Consider the following 19,631-nt stretch of genomic DNA (forward strand, 5'->3'; position numbering starts at 1 on the left):
TCTATGTCTGAATTGAAACAAGCGCCACAGCCAACGAGAAGTGAACTGCTCACCCTCCGGCTGATGATCCTGATCGGAACCATCAGCCTGGCGTGTTTTTTATATTGCCTGCTGGACCCCGCCAACATCACCCATGCCCCGCTGTATTGGATGTTTGTAACGGCGACGATATTTTATTGCCTGCGCATCCTGCACGAATGGTATCATTACCTTTTTATTTCCGTTCCGAAACCGGCGAAAGGAGACAAACAATTTACTGTAGACATGTTCACCACCTTTTGCCCCGGCGAACCTTATGAGATGATCGTGGAAACGCTGACCGCCATGCAGGCCGTTAAATACCCGCACACCTCCTGGCTCTGCGACGAGGCAAACGATCCCTACCTACGTGAAGTATGCCACCGCCTGGGCGTGCGGCATGTAACGCGCAATCACAGAAGAGACGCAAAAGCAGGCAATATCAATAACGCGCTCCGCTTCGCCAAAGGCGACCTCTGCGTGATACTGGACCCCGATCATATCCCGGTACCCGAATTCCTGGACCCTATCGTTCCGTACTTCAACGACGAAAGAGTAGGCTATGTGCAGATCGTGCAGGCCTACTACAATATCGGCGACAGCCTTATCGCGAAAGGCGCGGCGCAGCAGACCTTCCAGTTCTACGGCCCCATGATGATGTCTATGAACCGCTACGGCACCGTACTGGCCATCGGCGCCAACTGCACCTTCAGGCGCAGCGCGCTGGACTCCATCGGCGGCCATGCGGCCGGGCTGGCGGAGGATATGCATACTTCCATGCAGCTGCACGCCAAAGGCTGGAAATCCGTGTACCTGCCCGCAGTGCTGGCGCAGGGCAGGGTTCCTTCCACTTTGTCCGCTTACTACAAACAGCAGCTCAAATGGGCGCGGGGCACCTTCGAGCTCTTCGTGACCACCTATCCGAAACTCTTCAGGCAATTCAGCTGGAGGCAGCGTTTCCATTACGGTACGATCCCGTTTCATTACCTGTCCGGCATTATATTTTTTATCAATTTCCTCGTGCCCGTGCTGTCCCTGGTGATGGGCGTTATCCCTTTCCGGATGGACCTCGTGGAATTCACGCTGCTGGGGCTTCCCTTTATCAGCGCCGCGCTGGCTGTGCGGCATTTTGTGCAGCGCTGGGTGATGGGGCGGGGGGAACAGGGGAATCATGTGCTGGGGGGCTTCCTGCTGATCGGCACCTGGTGGGTGCACATCACTGGTTTTGTTTATACGCTGATGCGCAGGAAAGTGCCTTACATACCTACGCCGAAAGATGACCGGGAAGAAGACAACTGGAAGCTGAATATCCCGAACATACTCGTGGCCGTTTGCACGCTTGCAGCCATCATCTACGGGCTGCAGATCGAATGGAACCCGTATACCTGGATCATGGCAGGCATAGCAGGGGTCAATTTCGCGGTGATGCTGTTCAACATCGCGGTGAGCCGTGAAAAGGACATCCGGCACTGGCGTGAGCGGTTCCGCTTGTTCAGGCATAGCTTCGTGTATTACAAGATCATCAAGCAGCAGTTCTGGAACTTCCGGCACCTGGTATACGCAGGGCTGAGGATATTCGCTTTCCCGATCATCATGTTCGTTTCTTTTTATACGCTGTATTTCTTCGGGAACGCTCCATATGCCGGCTCCGGTCCGCTGTCTGAAAACGGGCGGCAGCATGTATTCTATACGGGGTTGTACAGTCCCGGCGGGCAGGATGGCCTTACTTCCATGGCCGAAGTGCGCAGCTTGCAGGAAAAGTTCCGTGCAAAGGTGAATATCGTTTCGCTGTACGTTCCCTGGAGCAACGGCAGCCAGGGCGACATACCGCAGCATCTCGTGCAGGACATCTACCGCAACGGCTCCCTGCCGCTCATCACCTGGGAACCCTGGGCTTCAGGGCTCAGCGATTCCTCCGCGAACCCCGACTTTCAATCAGAGAAAAATGTGTTCGAACATATCGTTGCCGGGCGGTTCGATGCTTACCTGGAGCGGTTTGCCGCGCAGGTGAAGGCGTTGAATAAACCGGTGTATATCCGTTTTGCCCACGAGCCGGACAATCCCGCCTATCCCTGGTCGCCGGCCGGCGGCAATTCGCCGGAAGATTTCAAGGACGGCTGGCGGTATGTACATGATTTTTTTAACATCCGCCGCGTGTACAATGTGATATGGGTTTGGAACCCCTGGAAGCCGGATTCGGCGGAGCGTTATTTTCCCGGAATGGCTTACGTGGACTGGATCGGCATGACCGGTCTCAACTATGGGGCGCTGAACCATGATGGCCGGCCTTATTCCTTCCGGGAACTGTATGAGCCTTTTCACCGCAAATATATTTACCGTTCAGGCCTTCCCGTTATGGTGGCGGAAGGCGGCAGCATCAGGCCGGAAGGGCGGCAGCAGCAATGGCTGGAAGAAGCGGGAAAAGATATAGCGGGAGAATTCAGGGAAATAAAAGCCTTTGTGCTCTTCAATGCCGGCAACGACAGGAATGTTCCTGCGAACAGCGCCGGCGTGAGCAGCCTGGACTGGCGGCTGAACGAGCCCGGCGGCTTTTTTCATGTGATGAGGAAACTGAATGCCGCTAAAGCCGAACCGGTAAAGTCGCTTCGCTATGTGCGCACACCGGCGGGCGGGGAGCGGCAGGGCCTGCAATGGATGGATACCATCCGCGGCGTCAATTACCAGAAAGGGGCCAACTGGTTCCGCAACCTGCATATGCTCACCCGGAAGGAAGTGGCCGCGGACTTTGCGCAGATGCGCAGGATGGGCATCAATACCGTGCGGCGTTACGGTCCCGGTGTGTATGACCGGAATATTTTCAACGCAGCGCAAAAAACGGGCATGAAGATACACTATGGTTTCAGGCTGCCTTCCGTTACCGATGCCATTGCCGGCCGGGAACAGCTGGCAGACCAGGCGGAAAAGATACTGGCGTATGTAAAACAATTGAAGGACCATGAAGAGATCAGCGCCTGGTATATTACGAATACCGCTTTCCCGATGCTGAGCCTGTATTTTCACAAGCCCGATTACCTGTACCAGCAAAAAGCCTACACTGCCTGGCTGAAGCGGCTGGTAGCCGATATCAGGACGGAAGACCCGTCGCGGCCCGTGACCATCGACCTGGAAGCAGACGCCGATATGATGGAGCTCACCCAGTACCTGCACGACGAGATACCCCAGGCAGCTGCGTTCGGCCTGGCGCCGCGCGATGCTAACAGCCTGGTGAAAATAGCTGCCGTGCCTGTGCCTCACTTCATCAGTGCCGTATCCGTGCCGGATTATGAAAAAATAAAAAAAGATGCGGGCGGCGTGTTCATCACTTCCTGGCAGGACCAGGGTTCGGCCGGCGACCTGTCTTTCGACGGACTGCTGGATCACGAGGGGAGATATAAGCCCGGGTTCTATCTTTTGCAGCAATTGTGGAGGGAGGCCGTGAAGCCGGAAAAGCTGCCGGTGGTGAATATCCTGCGGCCTGCGGAAACAGCGCGGGAAAGCAGCCGGCTGGTGTACCGCGCGGTGGTATTGCAGGGTGAGAACTGGAAGCTGGCCTCCGGGGTAAAGTCGCCGCTCCGCTACGAATGGCACCTGGTGCGAACGGACAGGAAGGGGGAAGCCGTAATGATGAAACGCCTGGGCGAGGGCCCGGAGATCACGCTGGATGTGCCTTTCAACCCTTCTGCTTACCGCCTTTACCTGACGGCTGCCCAGGGGCATAGCGTGGCAACGGCGGCGGTTACACTAAATACGCCGCTGTGACGAAGCTTACCGAACAGTGACAAATTAAAACGCAGGTTATCCGCCGGCCGGCCGGGTTAAAATATGAGCAGTTGCATGGATGAATCTGCGTAAACGGCCGTCTCTAGAAAAGAATAACCGATATTTTGTTAAAGAATTTATAAATTTTACCGCAAAATCGTCTTATCTTATCCCCTGATCGGGATCGGTCACAACTATGTCAGATCGGAGCATCAAATTTTATTATTGAGACAGAAGGGTATAGCTTAGAACCGGAAATGTAGAGGCCCTGAAAATGAGCATAAAAAGAATCGAGGATCGGGAATAAGGGGTGGAGCGTAACAGGCCCCTGTAAGAGCAACCAAAAGCACATAACCGGGGAACAGCCCGGGAAAAGGATCTGCTTGAATGAATGGCAGTAGACTAAAACCAAAATCAAAATCAAACTAAAGCATCCCGTTATCGGGACAAGGCCGCTCCGGAGAGAGAGCAGTGAACAGGCGGTCATCCGGCACAGGAATTCAAAACTAGATCTGATTTACCAATTTATTATCCGTCACAAGAACATGAGGAATTTTTCGCGAGCCATTTGGACGTACGACTAAATCGATTTTGCATTCAGGCATTTGAACGGAAGGAAACGTTACTCTTTTACCCGCCATGCACTTAAATCACTTTATTATGAGATTATAGACTACAAAACTACCACTATCTAAACGTATCAGTTCCTGATATAACAAGGCGCAATCCCCCGCTGCTATCACGCATAGCGGCCCGGCCGTTTATTGTCCTGCATCGCCGTAATAATATTCCTAACCATAAAAACACCGCATGACCTGACACAAACTGTATGAACTGATTGATCAGACCTGTATTGAAAACGTATAACAACCAAAATTCAAGATTATGTTTAAAAGAACTCTCCACCTGATGTTCCTGCTCCTGCTATCCCTGCATGGGCTCGCCCAGGAACAGAAGGTTACGGGTACCGTGAAGGATACCACCGGTACCCCTTTGCCGGGCGTTACGATCACTGACAAAGACCTGAAGAACACCGGCACTGTTTCCGATGCTAACGGCAACTTTTCGCTTACTGTAAAAGGCAATTCAAAGATCCTCGTATTTTCCATCATCGGCTATAATACCAAAGAGGTGAGCGTTTCCGGCAGAACTACCGTGAACGTAGTGCTGGAAGTAAATTCCAAAATGCTCGGCGACGTGGTGGTGATCGGCTACCAGGAAGTTTCCCGCCGCAAAACGACGGCTTCCATCGCCACCGTGAAAGGCGAAACAATCGCCAACCTGCCGGCTCCCAGTGTGGACATGATGCTGCAGGGCCGTGTATCCGGTGTGAATGTGCAGAACTTTTCCGGCGAGCCGGGCATTCGAAATACAGTGATCGTGCGCGGTAACTCTTCCGTGTTGCGCGGGTACGACGAAGCGCGCGCGCTGAGCGCACCGCTCTATGTGATAGACGGGGTACCTACCTCCGTGACCGATTTCGGCGGGATAGACGGCTCCGGCACCGGCACCAATACGCTCGCCGGCATCAACCCCAACGATATTGAATCGCTGGACATCCTGAAGGACGCCTCCGCTGCTGCCATTTATGGTTCCCGCGGTTCCAACGGCATTATTATCATTAAAACCAAACGGCCCAAAAAAGGTAAGCCGGAATTCAATTTCAGCACCTACATGGGTATTTCCATCAAACCTAAACTGACGGAAGTAGTGGCCGGCGCGGAAGAACGAAGGATGAAGCTGGGCGTGATGGACCTGTACAACGGCTACATTGACGACGAAACGCTGCCGATGATGCTGACGGACAGCCTGAACCCGGACTTCAATAACGCTACGGACTGGCAGAGCTATTTTTTCCAGAACGGGAAGATCAATAACTACGACCTCTCCATGTCCGGCGCCACCGATGTGATCAGTTACCGCCTGAGCCTCGGGCATTACCGTGAGGACGGCATCATTAAAAATACAGGGTTCAAGCGGTACACGCTGTTGGGCAGCGTCGGTTCCCAGCTTGCGCCCTGGCTGAACAACCAGACGCGCTTCCGCCTCACGCGCTCGGACCGGCCGCGAAGCATCAACGAGCGGACGGGCAGCTTCTTCGCATTCGACTCCTATAGCATGCCTTCCTCCTTTTATGGCCTGACGGATAATACGAGGGAATTCCTTCTCGGCAACGACAACCGCCTGGACAAAAACATCAACAGCAATGCGCTGATCACTACGGTATTTACCGCCAATGTGACCAAAGGCCTTACCCTGAACGCAACTGCCAACTACGAAAACAGGAGCTCCAACCGCGACTATTACCAGCCTTCGGTTGTACGTGAAAACAAGCAGGGGTATGCCTCTTTCTACAGCGACAAAACAGAGATCGCGTCGCTTTACACCACCCTTGAATATTCCAGGAGCATAGGCCAGCACAACCTGAACCTCATTGCCGGCCAGAACATGGAATACACCAAATGGGCCTGGAATTCCGGGGAGGCGGACCTTATTCCCAACGACTATGCCTGGACGGTGAACGTAGCCAACAGGCAATTTTCAAACACCGCCTCGTCTATAGATGAAACCGGCCTGCAAAGCATTTTCGGGAGGGTGAACTACGATTTCAAAGACCGCTACCTCCTGTCTGCCTCCCTCACCGGCGACGCTTCGTCCAAGTTTGGTAAAGACAACCGCTGGGGCAAATTCCCTTCTGTTTCCGTTGGCTGGATCGTGTCTGACGAGCCGGCTATCCAGAACAGGTTCAGCTGGCTGAATTTTTTGAAGATACGCGGCAGCTACGGCATTGCCGGCAACCAGCCTGAAAGGAATTACCTGGGCTATAATAATTACATGGTGAACAGGGCCGTGATAGGAGATTATTCCGGCGTTACCTCCTACAACGGAACTTCCGTGATCACGCCCAACTACCGGGACGGTATTGCACAGAAAGACCTTTCATGGGAAGAATCCAAACAGGGCAATATCGGTTTTGAAGCAGGGCTGTTCAAAGACAGGGTGCGTTTTGTGGTGGACGCTTACAAACGCGAAACCACCAAGGGCTTCTTCCAGTACCTGCTGCCTAATGCCAGCGGATACACTGAGGCGCAGACCAATTCCATCGGCACACGCAACGCGGGCATAGAAGTGACCATCAACACCCGCAACCTTAACCCGAAGAGCGAGCTGCAATGGTATACAGATCTTACCTTTTCCTACAATCAGAACATGATCACCTCCCTGCCGAACGGCGGGCGCAGCATCGTGATGAACTATAACTCTGGTGTATATGGATCGGACTACTTGCTCTCCGTAGGCCTGCCCGCCAACCAGTTCTATGTATTCGAATACAAAGGCATCTACGCCCGTAATGAAGATGTGCCCTATAACCTGCTCACCGGCCAGCCGATGAAAAACTTCGTAGGCTGGGATTATTTCGGCGGCGACCCTATCCTCGTGGACCAGGACGGTAACTTCGACCTGAAAGAGCCGATGGACCAGATCGTTGGCGGCGACCCCAATCCCAAATACTACGGCGGTATTCTCAACAATTTTACCTGGAAAGGGTTTTCCCTCGGCATATTCCTCAACTACACCTTCGGCAGGGATATTATGAACAGTTACAACAACCGCCGTTACGAATACCTGTTTGAAGGCACCGGCGATGGTGGTGAGATCAATCTCGCCAGGCGGGCCATTATGGATATCAGCAAGCTGAACTTCTGGAAAAAACAGGGCGACATTGCGGACCTTCCCACTTTCTCACTCGTCAGGGAACAACGTTCTCCCTACCGTTTCTTTGACAAGAGCTCCATGTACATCGAAGACGGCAGCTACCTCCGCATCAAGACCATCACTGTGGGCTATAATTTCAGTAACGAAATGCTCAAAAAGCTGAAAATAAACCGCCTTCGCCTGTATGGGGTGATAGACAACCTTTACACTTTCCAGAAAAGCGATATTCCCGATGCCGAGGCGGTGAACGCTTACGGCGTGTACGACGGCGACGGGTATCCCATTCCCAGGAAATTCACCTTCGGACTTGATTTCGGCTTCTGATGAGTGTGAATTATTGTAACATCTAAACTGAAAGAAATGAAACGTATCCATTATATACTGCCTGCGCTTTTGACCCTGGTTTTTTTGCTTGCAGGCAGTTCCTGTAAAAAAATACTGGAGCTGGAAAGCAAAAATGTTCCCTCCAGCAACAAATTCTGGAAAACCGACAAAGACGCGCTGGCCGGCCTCCTGGGTGGTTATTCCCTCCTGCGCGACGCATTGACGGACGAGAACAGATATTACGTGTACGGCGATGTGCCCGCCAATACTTTTGAGATCACCTACACCTCCGACTATTCCATTCACCAGATCCGGGATGGTTCTTTTGACGGTGTGTACTACGGTTACCTTGAAAACCTCCAGGACTGGACCAAGTTCTACAAGTCCATCGCGCAGGCCAACCTGCTCATCGAGAAAATCCCCGAAATCCCTGATGCGGCTTTCGAGCGGAATGTGAAGGACTATTACCTGGGAGAATCCTACTTCCTGCGCGCTTATAATTACTTTTTCATTTCCCGCGTATGGGGCGATGTGCCCCTGGTGCTGGAAGCAGTGGAAGACGTTGCTGAAGCGAAGAACTATGGCAGGGAGAAAAAGGAGATCGTGCTGAAACAGGCCCTGGCTGACCTTGACAAAGCCGTGGCTATGCTGCCCCAGGCGCCCGTATCCAACAACGATCGCGGCCTTAGAGCCACCAAAGCAAGCGCCATCGCTTTGCAGGCGCATATCCACGCCTGGATGCAGGACTATGTGAAATGCGAAGAAGTGACGCGGGACCTGGTGGCTAACCCCGGCGCCTATGGTCTCACGTTCATCACCGACTCTGCTTCCTATGCCAAAATGAGCATCGGGAAATCTTCCGAAGCCATTTTTGAGATCAATATCAACTATAGCCAGAACGAGGCTTCCTGGAACGGCATCGGTCAGAAAACACTTTGGAGCCCGTACCTGTCTACCCGCATCATAGACGACAACGTGGACGGCGTACCCTGGAGAGTGCACCGGGGAACGATGAGCAACCTTTTCTGGGAAGCGGGCGATAAGCGCTCTTCACACTGGTTCTATTTTGACAACCAGGCAGATATTTACATGCTGACAAAATATTCCAACGTGATCTACAATGACGGCGATGAAAGGAAAGACCCACGCTTTTCCAACAACATCCTCATCTTCCGCCTGTCAGACATTATCCTGCTCAGGGCGGAAGCGCTGTACAAAACAGGAAAGGAAGGAGATGCGAGAACGCTGCTGAACCTCACCCGCAACCGTGCAGGCATCGGCGACGTGGATCCTGCCCTTACCGGCGTGGATTTCTTCTACGAGCTGATCTGGGAAAGGGGGCGTGAGCTGTATGCGGAAGGACATTTCTACTGGGACCTGCTGCGGACTGACATTGCCACCGAAAATTTCAACCCGGTGTTCAAAGATGCCATGCATGCCGGCAGTGCCACCTATGGCCGCAATTACTGGCCCATCCCGCGCAAGCTGTTCAAAGACAATTTGCTGATGAAACAAACCGCCTACTGGAACGGCAGGCTTTAACCTGATCAAAAAACGACATTATGAAACTTACCATAAAAATGCTGATGGCCGCCTTGCTGATCGCCTCTTTTGTATCCTGCAAAAAAGATGATTATTTCATAGGAGGGAGCCTGCACAACCCGCAATTCAACGGTACCACTTACGAATACCTGAAGACCAACCCGCTTTTCGACACGCTGCTGCTGCTGATAGACAAGACGGGCCTGAAGGACGAAGTGAACGCCGCCAATACTACTTTCTTCGCTCCTACTGACTATGCGATCAAAAAATACGTGAAAGAAGTGGTGCAGGAGCGCAAACGCCTTGAAACCGGCGACGAGAACCTGATCTTCGAGTTCGGTGAGCTGGATTTCGCGCAGCTGAAAGATTCCTTGCGGGCCTATATTTTCGGGGAAAAGATAGAAAGAAGCGGCCTGAACAACATAGGTAAATACTATACCGCGAAAGACGGAGAGCAGCGCCACATCACCCTTTGGGACGACCCGACCAGCGACTACGTATCCGGCGGCCTCACCAATCTGCCCAAGTACATTTACCTCACCAAGGTGATCGGCACACTCGATCCCGAAGAGAACAGGTCCATTCCGGAGGCGCAGCGCGATTTACGCATGCGGGTGCAAACTTCCGGCATCCTGACCACCAACGGCGTATTACACGTGCTGACCAACGGGCATACTTTCACATTTGCAACCGCACCTAAATAGACTAATTTATGAAGAAGCATATAACTTTTCTTAATTGTGCAATGCTGGTGGTGCTGGGTACCGGGTTATTCTCCGTATCGTCCTGCGAAAAAGTACCCATCGGCTACATCAGCGACCAGATCCGTTACGTGAACGATACCTTCCGTGTACCGCGGGGTACCAATTACAAAAGCGAGCCGAAGGCCTTTGAGCTGGACGGGTCCAATTACCCGATCAGCGTGAAGCTGCTGGAAATGAGGGACCTGGCTACAGGCAAACCCACCAACATTTTCAGCGAACCGCATGAAGTGTATATCTGGAACGCCCTGTTCAATGTAAATACAGACACCACGGTAGCGCTGTTAAATAAAAAACGCAACAAACAGAATGTGCCCTCGCTGGAGGTCGTGGAAAAATCGGGCCAGCTGATCCTCAACGAAGGTTCCCTCGCCATCCCGACCGGCAAATACACCTTCGACCTGCAGGTGACCAACGGCAGCGGCACCAAGATATTCAAGAACATCGGCGTGATAGACCTGCTGGACCAGCCGTTTGAAGACAAAGGCGGCGGCTGCGCCTACTTCATAGACGGTACCAATACCAGCGGCGACATTGGTCTTCCTGCCGTGACCTACAAAAAGATCTCCGACGAAGGCTACCAGGTTCGCCTGAAAGTGACAGACAAGAACGGCACGGCCTTCAACCCGAAGCTGGGCGAGCTGCAGAAACGGGGCGACAGGCCCTTATTCGAGACCTATGCCAAGTTCAACCCGGTGGAGTATACCGATACGACGATGATCTGCAATTACGAGCTCACGCCTTTTCCCATCCTGGAATACCCAGGCTACGGCTACCTGATGTATTACCGCATCCCCAGCAATAAAGTGGTGATCGACCCCGGGGTTGTGCAAAATCCCAAGCCCGGAGATACCTACAACGTGAACCCCCGCTGGGCGTTCCGTTTGCTGGTAAAAGGCACCTACGAGGTAACGGTGAAGATGCCGAAAGTGACAAGAAAACCCTGACAATAACAAATCAAAAACCAGGAAACGCCCGGCCATTTGCCGGGCGTTTTTGTTGCAGCTGCGGATACGTGCCGCATGGATGCGCGGACGATTGTTTCAGGGGAGTGACCATCACCCGTATCGAAAAGCTACAACGTATTGAAGGAATATAAGCATGAAAAGAGACAGTCTTACCGGCTGTCTTTTTGTTTTTTGGGCCTTTTTAACGTGCATTCTGGCCTGTAAACATTTATGGTATGTATTTCATGCGAGGCCGGAGCAATTGTTGAATAACACAATCGTACCAAAAATCATTTCTTCACTTTGTGTTTTTGGACATAAATTTTAAATTTGCGTTTCTCCATGCGGAAGAACAGTCATATAAAACAATGGGTGATATGTGCCATCATGCTGACCATACAGCTTGTCAGCATAGCTATGCCCGTAGCAGCCGCCCACCGCCAGCTGGCGGATGCGGGTTGGCAGTTCCCCGCAGAGCAATACCGTGCACCGGTGCATATGGAGGAAGATGAGCCGCCGGCGCACGAAGTGGTGAAAACCCAGAAACACCGCCGCAAAACACGGCTTTACATCTCCACGTCTTCAAGGCAATATAGTTTTGAGAACTACGCCTTGTACCGGCTCCCGCAGGACATTGCGCTCAGCATCTTTATACCGGAGAATAAAACCGGCGAATACCGCTTCCAGCGTGCATTCCTGCCTGCCTATTACGATTTCCTTTTCCGGCTGACCCCTTTCTGACAGCAGTTTCCCGTATTTTTTTGACCAGATTGTTTCATTCACGGCCGCTTGCGGCCGCGGGATTGTTTTGCCGTATTTAAATACAGATAACTAATTTACTATGCAACTGATAAAGTGGCTGATCATATCGCTGCCCGCCCTTGCTATGGCCGGATGCGCTGCAAAAGGAGAAAAAACCGATAAAAACGATATCAGGATATTGCCCGTTACCCAATTGATAGCAAAAGACACCATGATGTACCGCTCGTATGTGGCCAATATACAGGCGGTGCAGAACGTGGAGATCAGGGCCAGGGTAAGCGGGTTCCTCGAAAAGATCTATGTGGACGAAGGAGAGGATGTTAAAAAAGGACAGCTGCTCTTTAGCATCAGCGATGCCGAATACCGCGCGGAGCTTGCCCGCGCCAAGGCGGCACTCAGTAATGTGATAGCCGAAGCAAAGGCGGCGGAGCTGGAAACTGGCAGGGTGAAGCTGCTGGTGGAAAAGAAAGTGCTGGCGCCCTCGGAACTGGAAGTGGCGGAAGCGCGCCTGCTGGCGGCCAAAGCGAAGATAGACGAAGCCCGCTCCGCGGAAGCCAACGCAACGATGCGGCTGAGCTATACGAGCGTACGCGCGCCGTTCGACGGGATCGTGGACCGCATTCCGCTGAAAACAGGCAGCCTGATCAATGAAGGCTCCCTGTTCACCACCGTATCCGACACACGCGAGGTGTACGCCTATTTTTCCGTGTCGGAAACAGAGTACCTGCGGTATAAGCAATCCCTGCACAAAGGCGGGGATGAATACAGCAAAGTGAAGCTGGAGCTGGCGGACGGTGGGGGATACAAACATATAGGCAAGATCGAGACCGTGGAAGGGGAGTTTGAAGAGAACACCGGTTCCATCGCATTCCGCGCCCGCTTCCCCAACCCGGGAAAACTGCTGAAACACGGCGCCAGCGGCAAAGTGAAACTTAGCAACAAGCTGGATGGTGCGGTAATGGTGCCGCAGAAGGCCGTGTTCGAAATGCAGGACAAAAATTATGTTTTCGTGGTAGATAAAGACAACCGGGTGAAGATGAAAAACTTTAGCCCGCAAACGCGTTTCGCACATTTCTACATCGTGGAAAGCGGGCTGCTGCCTGGCGAACGGGTAGTGTGCGAAGGTGTGCGCAATATCCGCGACGGCATGGAAATAAAGCCGCGTCCCGTTGTCATGGATAGTTTGTTGCGCAGTTGATCTAAAATGTCCTTTACCGGAAAATCACGAAAAACATGTTTGATACTTTTATAAAAAGGCCGGTGTTATCACTGGTCATATCCCTTATTATTCTATTGGTAGGCCTGCTGGCCCTTATTTCACTGCCCGTTACCCAATTCCCGGACATTGTGCCGCCTTCCGTAACCGTTACCGCAAAATATACCGGGGCCAACGCGGAAGTATGCGCCAAGGCCGTGGCCACGCCGCTGGAGCGTGCTATCAACGGGGTGCCGGGTATGACGTATATGTCGTCCGTTTCCAGCAACAACGGCCTTACGGTCATCACCATCAACTTCAACGTGGAAACAGACCCCGACCAGGCGGCGGTGAACGTACAGAACCGCGTGGCCACGATCATAGACGAGTTGCCCGAAGAAGTGATCAAAAGCGGGGTTACCACGGAGAAGGAGGTGAACAGCATGTTGCTGTACCTCAACGTGATGAGTGAAGACACTAAGCTGGACGAGCAGTTCATCTACAATTTCGCGGACATTACCGTGCTCCAGGAGCTTAAGCGCATAGACGGCGTGGGCCGCGCCGAGATCATGGGGGCTAAGGAATATGCCATGCGCGTATGGCTGAAGCCTGACCGGATGCTGGCTTACAATATTTCCGCAGACGAAGTGATTGCGGCCATCCGCCGGCAGAACGTGGAAGCAGCCCCGGGCAAAACAGGGGAAAGCTCGGATAAGGATCCGTTGATGCTGCAATACGTATTGCGTTATACCGGTAAATTCTTTGAACCCGGACAATACGGGCAGATCGTATTGCGCGCCGGCGACGATGGCGCGCTGCTGCGGCTGAAAGACGTTGCAGAGCTTGAATTCGGCGCTCTTACCTACAGCATGGTGTCCAAAACGGATGGCAAACCTTCCGCTTCCATCATGCTCAAACAACGGCCCGGCTCCAATGCCCGCGATGTGATCCGTAATGTGAAAGAGAAGATGGAGGAAATGAAACGTACCTCGTTCCCGCCGGGCATGACCTATAACTTCAATTACGACGTATCCCGTTTCCTGGACGCTTCCATTTCCGAAGTGATGCGCACGCTGGTGGAAGCATTCCTGCTGGTATTCCTCGTGGTATTCATCTTCCTCCAGGACTTCCGCTCCACCCTCATACCCGCGCTGGCCGTGCCGGTAGCGCTTATCGGCACACTGGCTTTCATGCAGGTCATGGGCTTTTCCATCAACCTGCTCACCTTATTCGCGTTGGTACTGGCCATCGGTATCGTGGTAGACAATGCGATCGTGGTGGTGGAAGCGGTGCACGTGAAGATGACGGAGGAGCATATGCCACCCATGCAGGCCACACTGGCGGCCATGAGAGAGATCAGCGGAGCGCTGGTAGCCATTACGCTGGTGATGTCTGCCGTGTTTATCCCGGTCGCTTTTTTATCCGGCCCGGTGGGCGTATTCTACCGGCAGTTCTCACTCACGCTTGCCGTTGCTATCGTGATCTCCGGCATCAACGCCGTCACTTTAACACCGGCGCTCTGCGCTATTATGCTGAAACATAACAGCGGGAAAAAGCGCGGCTGGCTGCAACGTTTCTTTAACGGCTTCAACCGCGGATATAATGCCACCGAACGGGGGTATGCGAAATTCATCCGCCTCATCGCAGGACGGAGACTGGTTACCCTATGCAGTCTGGTGCTTTTCTTTATCCTTACCTGGGGTGTGGGCGCCGTGCTGCCTTCGGGGTTTATTCCTACTGAAGACCAGGGCATGATCTATGTGAACGTGACCGCGCCTCCCGGCGCTACGCTGGAGCGTACGGACAAAGTGCTGGACCAGGTGCAGGCCATTGCGGAGCAGTTCGGGGAAGTGGAATCCGTTTCCACACTGGCCGGCTACAGCCTGGTGAATGAAGTGGCCGGCGCCTCGTACGGCATGGCGATGGTGAACCTGAAACCCTGGGAAGAACGCGGAACCGATGTGAACGGTATGATCGTAAAGCTGCAAAAAGAAACCCGGAACATCACCGATGCTTCGATAGAATTTTTCCCGCCGCCAACAGTGCCGGGGTTTGGCAACTCCAGCGGATTTGAGCTGCGCGTGATAGACCGCACCGGCAGCGATGATTTTGTGCAGACGGCGCGGATCACCAACCAGTTCATCAGCGCCCTGAACGAACGCCCGGAGATCAGCGGCGCATTCACCAGCTTCGATGCGGAGTTCCCGCAATACATGATCCATGTGGACCAGGCTATGGCCGCTAAAAAAGGCGTGAGCATAGACAATGCCATGAGCAACCTGCAAACCCTGCTAGGCAGCTATTACGCTTCCAACTTCATCCGTTTCGGGCAGATGTATAAAGTGATGGTGCAGGCATTGCCGCAGTACCGGGCCAGGCCGGATGACCTCTTGCAACTGCATGTGAAGAACGACCGGAACGAGATGGTGCCTTACGCGGACTTTATCCGGCTGGAGCGTGTGTACGGGCCCGAACAGCTGACGCGTTACAACATGTACACATCCGCTATGATCAATGGCGACGCCGCGCCCGGCTACAGCAGCGGCGATGCCATCCGCGCAGCGGAAGAAGTGGCGGCAAAGGAGTTGCCGCGAGGTTTTACGTATGAGTGGAGCGGCATGACCCGCGAGCAGATCGCGTCCGGTAACCAGGCGGTGTTTATCTTCCTCATCTGCCTCGTATTCGTGTACCTGCTGCTGGCCGCCCAATACGAAAGCCTGCTGTTGCCCTTGCCGGTGATCCTTTCGCTGCCCGCGGGCATATTTGGCGCCTTCTTCAGCCTGTACCTGCTGGGCCTGGAAAATAATATCTACGCACAGGTAGCGCTTGTGATGCTGATCGGCCTGTTGGGCAAAAATGCCATCCTGATAGTGGAGTTCGCCATCCTGCGCCGCCAGCAGGGAGCGCGCGTCAAGGAAGCGGCGGTGCAGGGCGCAGTGTCCAGGCTGCGGCCGATCCTGATGACCTCCTTCGCGTTCATCGCGGGATTGATACCGCTTTGTATCGCTTCGGGCGCGGGAGCCATGGGTAACCGTTCCATCGGTACCGCCGCCGCCGGGGGCATGCTGATCGGCACCATATTCGGCGTGATCGTGATACCGGGCCTGTACGTGCTGTTTGCATCTATGACGAGGAAAAAGAATGTTGAACTTAAAGCTTACACGAATGAATAATATCCGCAAAGGGTTACTTGTATTGACAATGACGGGCCTGGGCGCGTGCAGCCTGCCGAAACAGGCGATGTTGCCCGCAGCCAGGCCGCTGCCGGCGGAGGGGAAAGATACTTTAACGCTCAGGGGGTTTAACCAGGTGTTCGACGACCCGCAACTCCGTGCGTTGATAGATACTGCCTTTCAACGTAACAACGACTTGCTGGCGGCCGCGCAGAAGATCAGGGCCGCAGAGGCGAGCCTGCTGATAGCGAAAAATGCCGCCTTGCCTTCCCTCGACGTTTCCGCATCCGCGGGTGTAGAGAAATATGGCGACTATACCATGAACGGCGTCGGGAACTATGATACGAACCTGTCGCCCAACATCAGCAAGGACCAACGCATTCCCCGCAATGTGCCAGATTATTTCATCGGTTTGCGCAGTTCCTGGGAAATAGATCTGTGGGGCAAGTTGAAGAGCAGGAAGAAAGCTGCGTACAGCCGTTTCCTGGCGTCGCGCGAAGGGCAGCGGCTGCTGCGTACGCAGGTAGTAGCGGGCATTGCGGGCATATATTACGAGCTGGCGGCGCTGGACCAGGAATTGAAGATCATTGAGCGGAATATTGTATTGCAGGAAAGCGCCGTGGCTACGGTGAACGTGCAGAAGGCGGCCGGCCGTGCCACGGAGCTTGCTGTGCAGCAATTCACCGCGCAGCTGCTGAGCACGCAGGGTTTGGAGTATAACATCCGGCAGCAGATCAGTATGCTGGAAAACCGGCTGAATGCTTTGCTGGGCCGCTTTCCTGCGCCCATTGCCCGCACGGCGGACACGTCGTTGCCCCGTACCGTAAAAGGCGGTATTCCCGCCTACCTGCTGCTGCAAAGGCCTGATGTGCGGCAGGCTGAACTGGAACTGGCGGCAGGCCGGGCTGATGTGGAAGCGGCCCGCGCGGCTTTCCTGCCTTCGCTCACGCTTACGCCCTATGCGGGTTTTAATGCCTTTAAGGCGAACCTGCTGTTCCAGACGCCCGCTTCCCTCGCCTGGGGCGTTGCAGGCGGTATCACTGCGCCCATTTTTAATAAACGGCAGTTAAGATCCCAGTTCAATATATCCACCGCGTCTGCCATGACCGCCTTTTACCATTGGCAGCAAACCGTAGTAAACGGTTACGAGGAGATCGCGACAGCTTTGAATAAAGTGGAGAACCAGGAGCGGGTGTATGAATTGAAGAACAAGGAAGTGGCCGTACTGAAAGCGGCTGTGGAGACTGCCAGCACTTTATATTCCACCGGATACGCTTCATACCTGGAGGTGATCACTGCACAGAAAAACGTGCTGGAGGCCGACTTGGCGCTGGTCACCACCAGGAGGGAAGTGTACCAGGGCCTGGTGCAACTGTACCGGGCATTAGGCGGCGACGGTCTCCCGTAAACCTGTTCCGGTTAAACCCGGATACCGGTTACCGGGCCAATGCAGACGGGAACACGCAGCAAAAAAGCCTGCCTGTTCCCGTTGCTGCATTGTGGTGAACGACCGTTTCATAAATTTTTAACCCCTTGCATTAACGATTTAGCAGTATGTTTGCAAAAGATAGATTCCGAGGCTCCAGTTAAATTGACCAAAATTCAATATCTACGCTGATGGGGACCGCCAATTATCAATTCCACCAAGATGAAGAATTGCTGCTCCTACTGCAAACCGGGGATCACGAAGCTTTTCGTGAGATATATAAAAGGTATTGGGATAAACTACTTTACATCGCGGGAAAAAAACTGGCCGACTTTTCTGAAGTGGAAAGTATTGTACAGGATGTATTTGTAGACCTCTGGCAACGCCGCGAAACGCTGGAAGTACGGCAGCAGCTGGCAGGATATCTTGTTGTGGCGGTGAGATACCGCATCCTGAATTTCCTTGCCCGGCAACAGAAAGCCGAAACCTACCTGCGCAATGCCGCACGCAGCTTGTCTCCGGCAGACAGCTCCACTGAAGAATGGCTGGGGTTCGAAGACCTCCGGGAATGGCTGGAGAAAATGGTGGCCCGCCTCCCGGAAAAATGCCGTCTTGCATACCGGCTCCGCGGGGAAGGTTACAGCCAGCGGGAAATTGCCCAACACATGAAAGTTTCCGAAAAAACCGTCGAAACGCACATCAGCCGCGCCCTCAAGATCCTCCGCAGCGGCCTGGGCCAGCTTATTTCCAGGATGCTGATGATGTTCTTCTGAAATTTTTTTTCATCCCGTTCAGGGAAAATCCCTTTTCAATTGACCTTGTATCAGAAACCCTTTGCTGATGCAAGATCATTCCACGAATGAGCGCTACCACGAGCTCGCCCGAAAACAATTGCAGGGCACCATTTCACCTGACGAAGCGGCTGAGCTGGCCGAATGGCTGGCCCATGACGACGGCCGGCAGCTGGAAGTGCCTTCCGGCATAGCCGAAAGCCGCGATGTGCACGAGAAAAGGCTGCTCGGCGCTATCGAGCAGCGCATCGGCTGGAAACGATCGGCACGCATCCGTACCCTCAGGCTCGCCGCCGCCGCCGTTATACTCGTGGTTGCATTGGGCTGGTGGCTGGTTAAACCTTCTCCTTCCGCACCGCCTGCCCCCTCCATAGCTGTAAACGAACTCGACCGCTCGCCGGGCGGCAACCGGGCCGTGCTCACGCTTGGCAACGGCCAGCGCATTGTGCTGGACAGTGCGGCGAACGGCACGCTTTTCAGCCAGGGCGGCATACAGGCCGTAAAGCTGGACAGCGGGGCCCTGGCTTACAACATGGGCGGAACGGGCGCGGAAATACAGATGCATACATTGTCCACCCCGGTGGGCGGGCAATTCAGGATCACCCTCTCTGACGGCACTGCCATCTGGCTCAATGCCGCTTCAACGCTGAAATTCCCGTCTTCCTTCACCGGCGGCGAACGCGCCGTTGAAATTACCGGTGAGGCTTATTTTGAAGTGGCGAAAAACAAAGCGATGCCTTTCAAAGTAATGTTCAACGGCAGCTCCGTAGAGGTGCTGGGCACGCATTTCAATATCATGGCTTATCCTGATGAAGCAAGGAGTAAAGTTACCCTCCTGGAGGGCAGCGTGGCCGTCAGCAATCCTTCCGGGCGGCAGCTGCTCAGGCCCGGCATGCAGGCGCTGGTGGGCAGCTCCATTACCACGGGGCCTGCCAATGTGGAAGAAGCGGTGGCCTGGAAAAACGGGCTTTTCATTTTCGACAACGAGGATATACACAGCATCATGCGCAAGCTGGCGCGCTGGTACGACGTAAAACCGGAGTATGCCGACGCGATGCAGGGCGTTACTTTCTCCGGTACCGTGTCGCGGTACAGCAACGTGTCCGGCGTGCTGGAGATGCTGGAAATGACGGAAAGCGTACGGTTCGAACTGCAGGGCGGCGCCATTAAGGTGCTCCGCTGATTTTCTCTCCAATGCCATATTAACTAACCATAA

General features: G+C 53.8%; 11 protein-coding genes. All 11 read left to right on the plus strand.

Annotated features, from left to right (window positions below):
* Positions 1-3: 3 nt before the first annotated feature.
* The 11 genes from ACTJIK_RS13170 (at position 4) to ACTJIK_RS13220 (ending at position 19,598) form a co-directional block, all read left to right on the plus strand.
* Positions 4-3,777 (plus strand): glycosyltransferase family 2 protein, encoded by a 3,774-nt coding sequence (locus tag ACTJIK_RS13170; RefSeq protein ID WP_440646821.1) that lies wholly within the window; start codon positions 4-6, stop codon positions 3,775-3,777.
* An 885-nt stretch (positions 3,778-4,662) separates the two neighbouring features.
* Positions 4,663-7,818, plus strand: coding sequence for a SusC/RagA family TonB-linked outer membrane protein (locus tag ACTJIK_RS13175; RefSeq protein ID WP_440646822.1), 3,156 nt, complete (start codon positions 4,663-4,665; stop codon positions 7,816-7,818).
* A gap of 36 nt (positions 7,819-7,854) precedes the next feature.
* The gene (locus tag ACTJIK_RS13180) at positions 7,855-9,360 is read left to right on the plus strand and encodes a RagB/SusD family nutrient uptake outer membrane protein (protein WP_440646823.1); all 1,506 of its coding nucleotides are present in this window, start codon (positions 7,855-7,857) and stop codon (positions 9,358-9,360) included.
* Positions 9,361-9,380: 20 nt separating this feature from the next.
* Entirely contained in the window at positions 9,381-10,064 is a 684-nt protein-coding gene (locus ACTJIK_RS13185; RefSeq protein ID WP_440646824.1) for a fasciclin domain-containing protein, read from the plus strand.
* Positions 10,065-10,072: 8 nt separating this feature from the next.
* Positions 10,073-11,068, plus strand: coding sequence for a DUF5007 domain-containing protein (locus tag ACTJIK_RS13190; protein WP_440646825.1), 996 nt, complete (start codon positions 10,073-10,075; stop codon positions 11,066-11,068).
* Positions 11,069-11,410: 342 nt separating this feature from the next.
* The gene (locus ACTJIK_RS13195) at positions 11,411-11,809 is read left to right on the plus strand and encodes a hypothetical protein (protein ID WP_440646826.1); all 399 of its coding nucleotides are present in this window, start codon (positions 11,411-11,413) and stop codon (positions 11,807-11,809) included.
* A gap of 100 nt (positions 11,810-11,909) precedes the next feature.
* On the plus strand, positions 11,910-13,028 hold the full coding sequence (locus ACTJIK_RS13200; RefSeq protein WP_440646827.1) for an efflux RND transporter periplasmic adaptor subunit: 1,119 nt from the start codon (positions 11,910-11,912) through the stop codon (positions 13,026-13,028).
* A gap of 35 nt (positions 13,029-13,063) precedes the next feature.
* Positions 13,064-16,198 carry an efflux RND transporter permease subunit gene (locus tag ACTJIK_RS13205; RefSeq protein ID WP_440646828.1) on the plus strand — a complete coding sequence of 1,045 codons (3,135 nt, stop codon included), beginning with the start codon at positions 13,064-13,066 and terminating at the stop codon, positions 16,196-16,198.
* On the plus strand, positions 16,191-17,606 hold the full coding sequence (locus ACTJIK_RS13210; protein WP_440646829.1) for an efflux transporter outer membrane subunit: 1,416 nt from the start codon (positions 16,191-16,193) through the stop codon (positions 17,604-17,606). Before ACTJIK_RS13205 ends, ACTJIK_RS13210 begins: the two co-directional genes overlap by 8 nt.
* Before the next feature lie 209 nt (positions 17,607-17,815).
* Positions 17,816-18,397, plus strand: a complete 582-nt coding sequence (locus ACTJIK_RS13215; RefSeq protein WP_440646830.1) for an RNA polymerase sigma-70 factor — start codon at positions 17,816-17,818, stop codon at positions 18,395-18,397.
* A gap of 67 nt (positions 18,398-18,464) precedes the next feature.
* Positions 18,465-19,598 (plus strand): FecR family protein, encoded by a 1,134-nt coding sequence (locus tag ACTJIK_RS13220; protein ID WP_440646831.1) that lies wholly within the window; start codon positions 18,465-18,467, stop codon positions 19,596-19,598.
* Positions 19,599-19,631: the final 33 nt, after the last annotated feature.

This window comes from Chitinophaga sp. 22620, from assembly GCF_052044405.1.
Lineage (GTDB): Bacteria > Bacteroidota > Bacteroidia > Chitinophagales > Chitinophagaceae > Chitinophaga.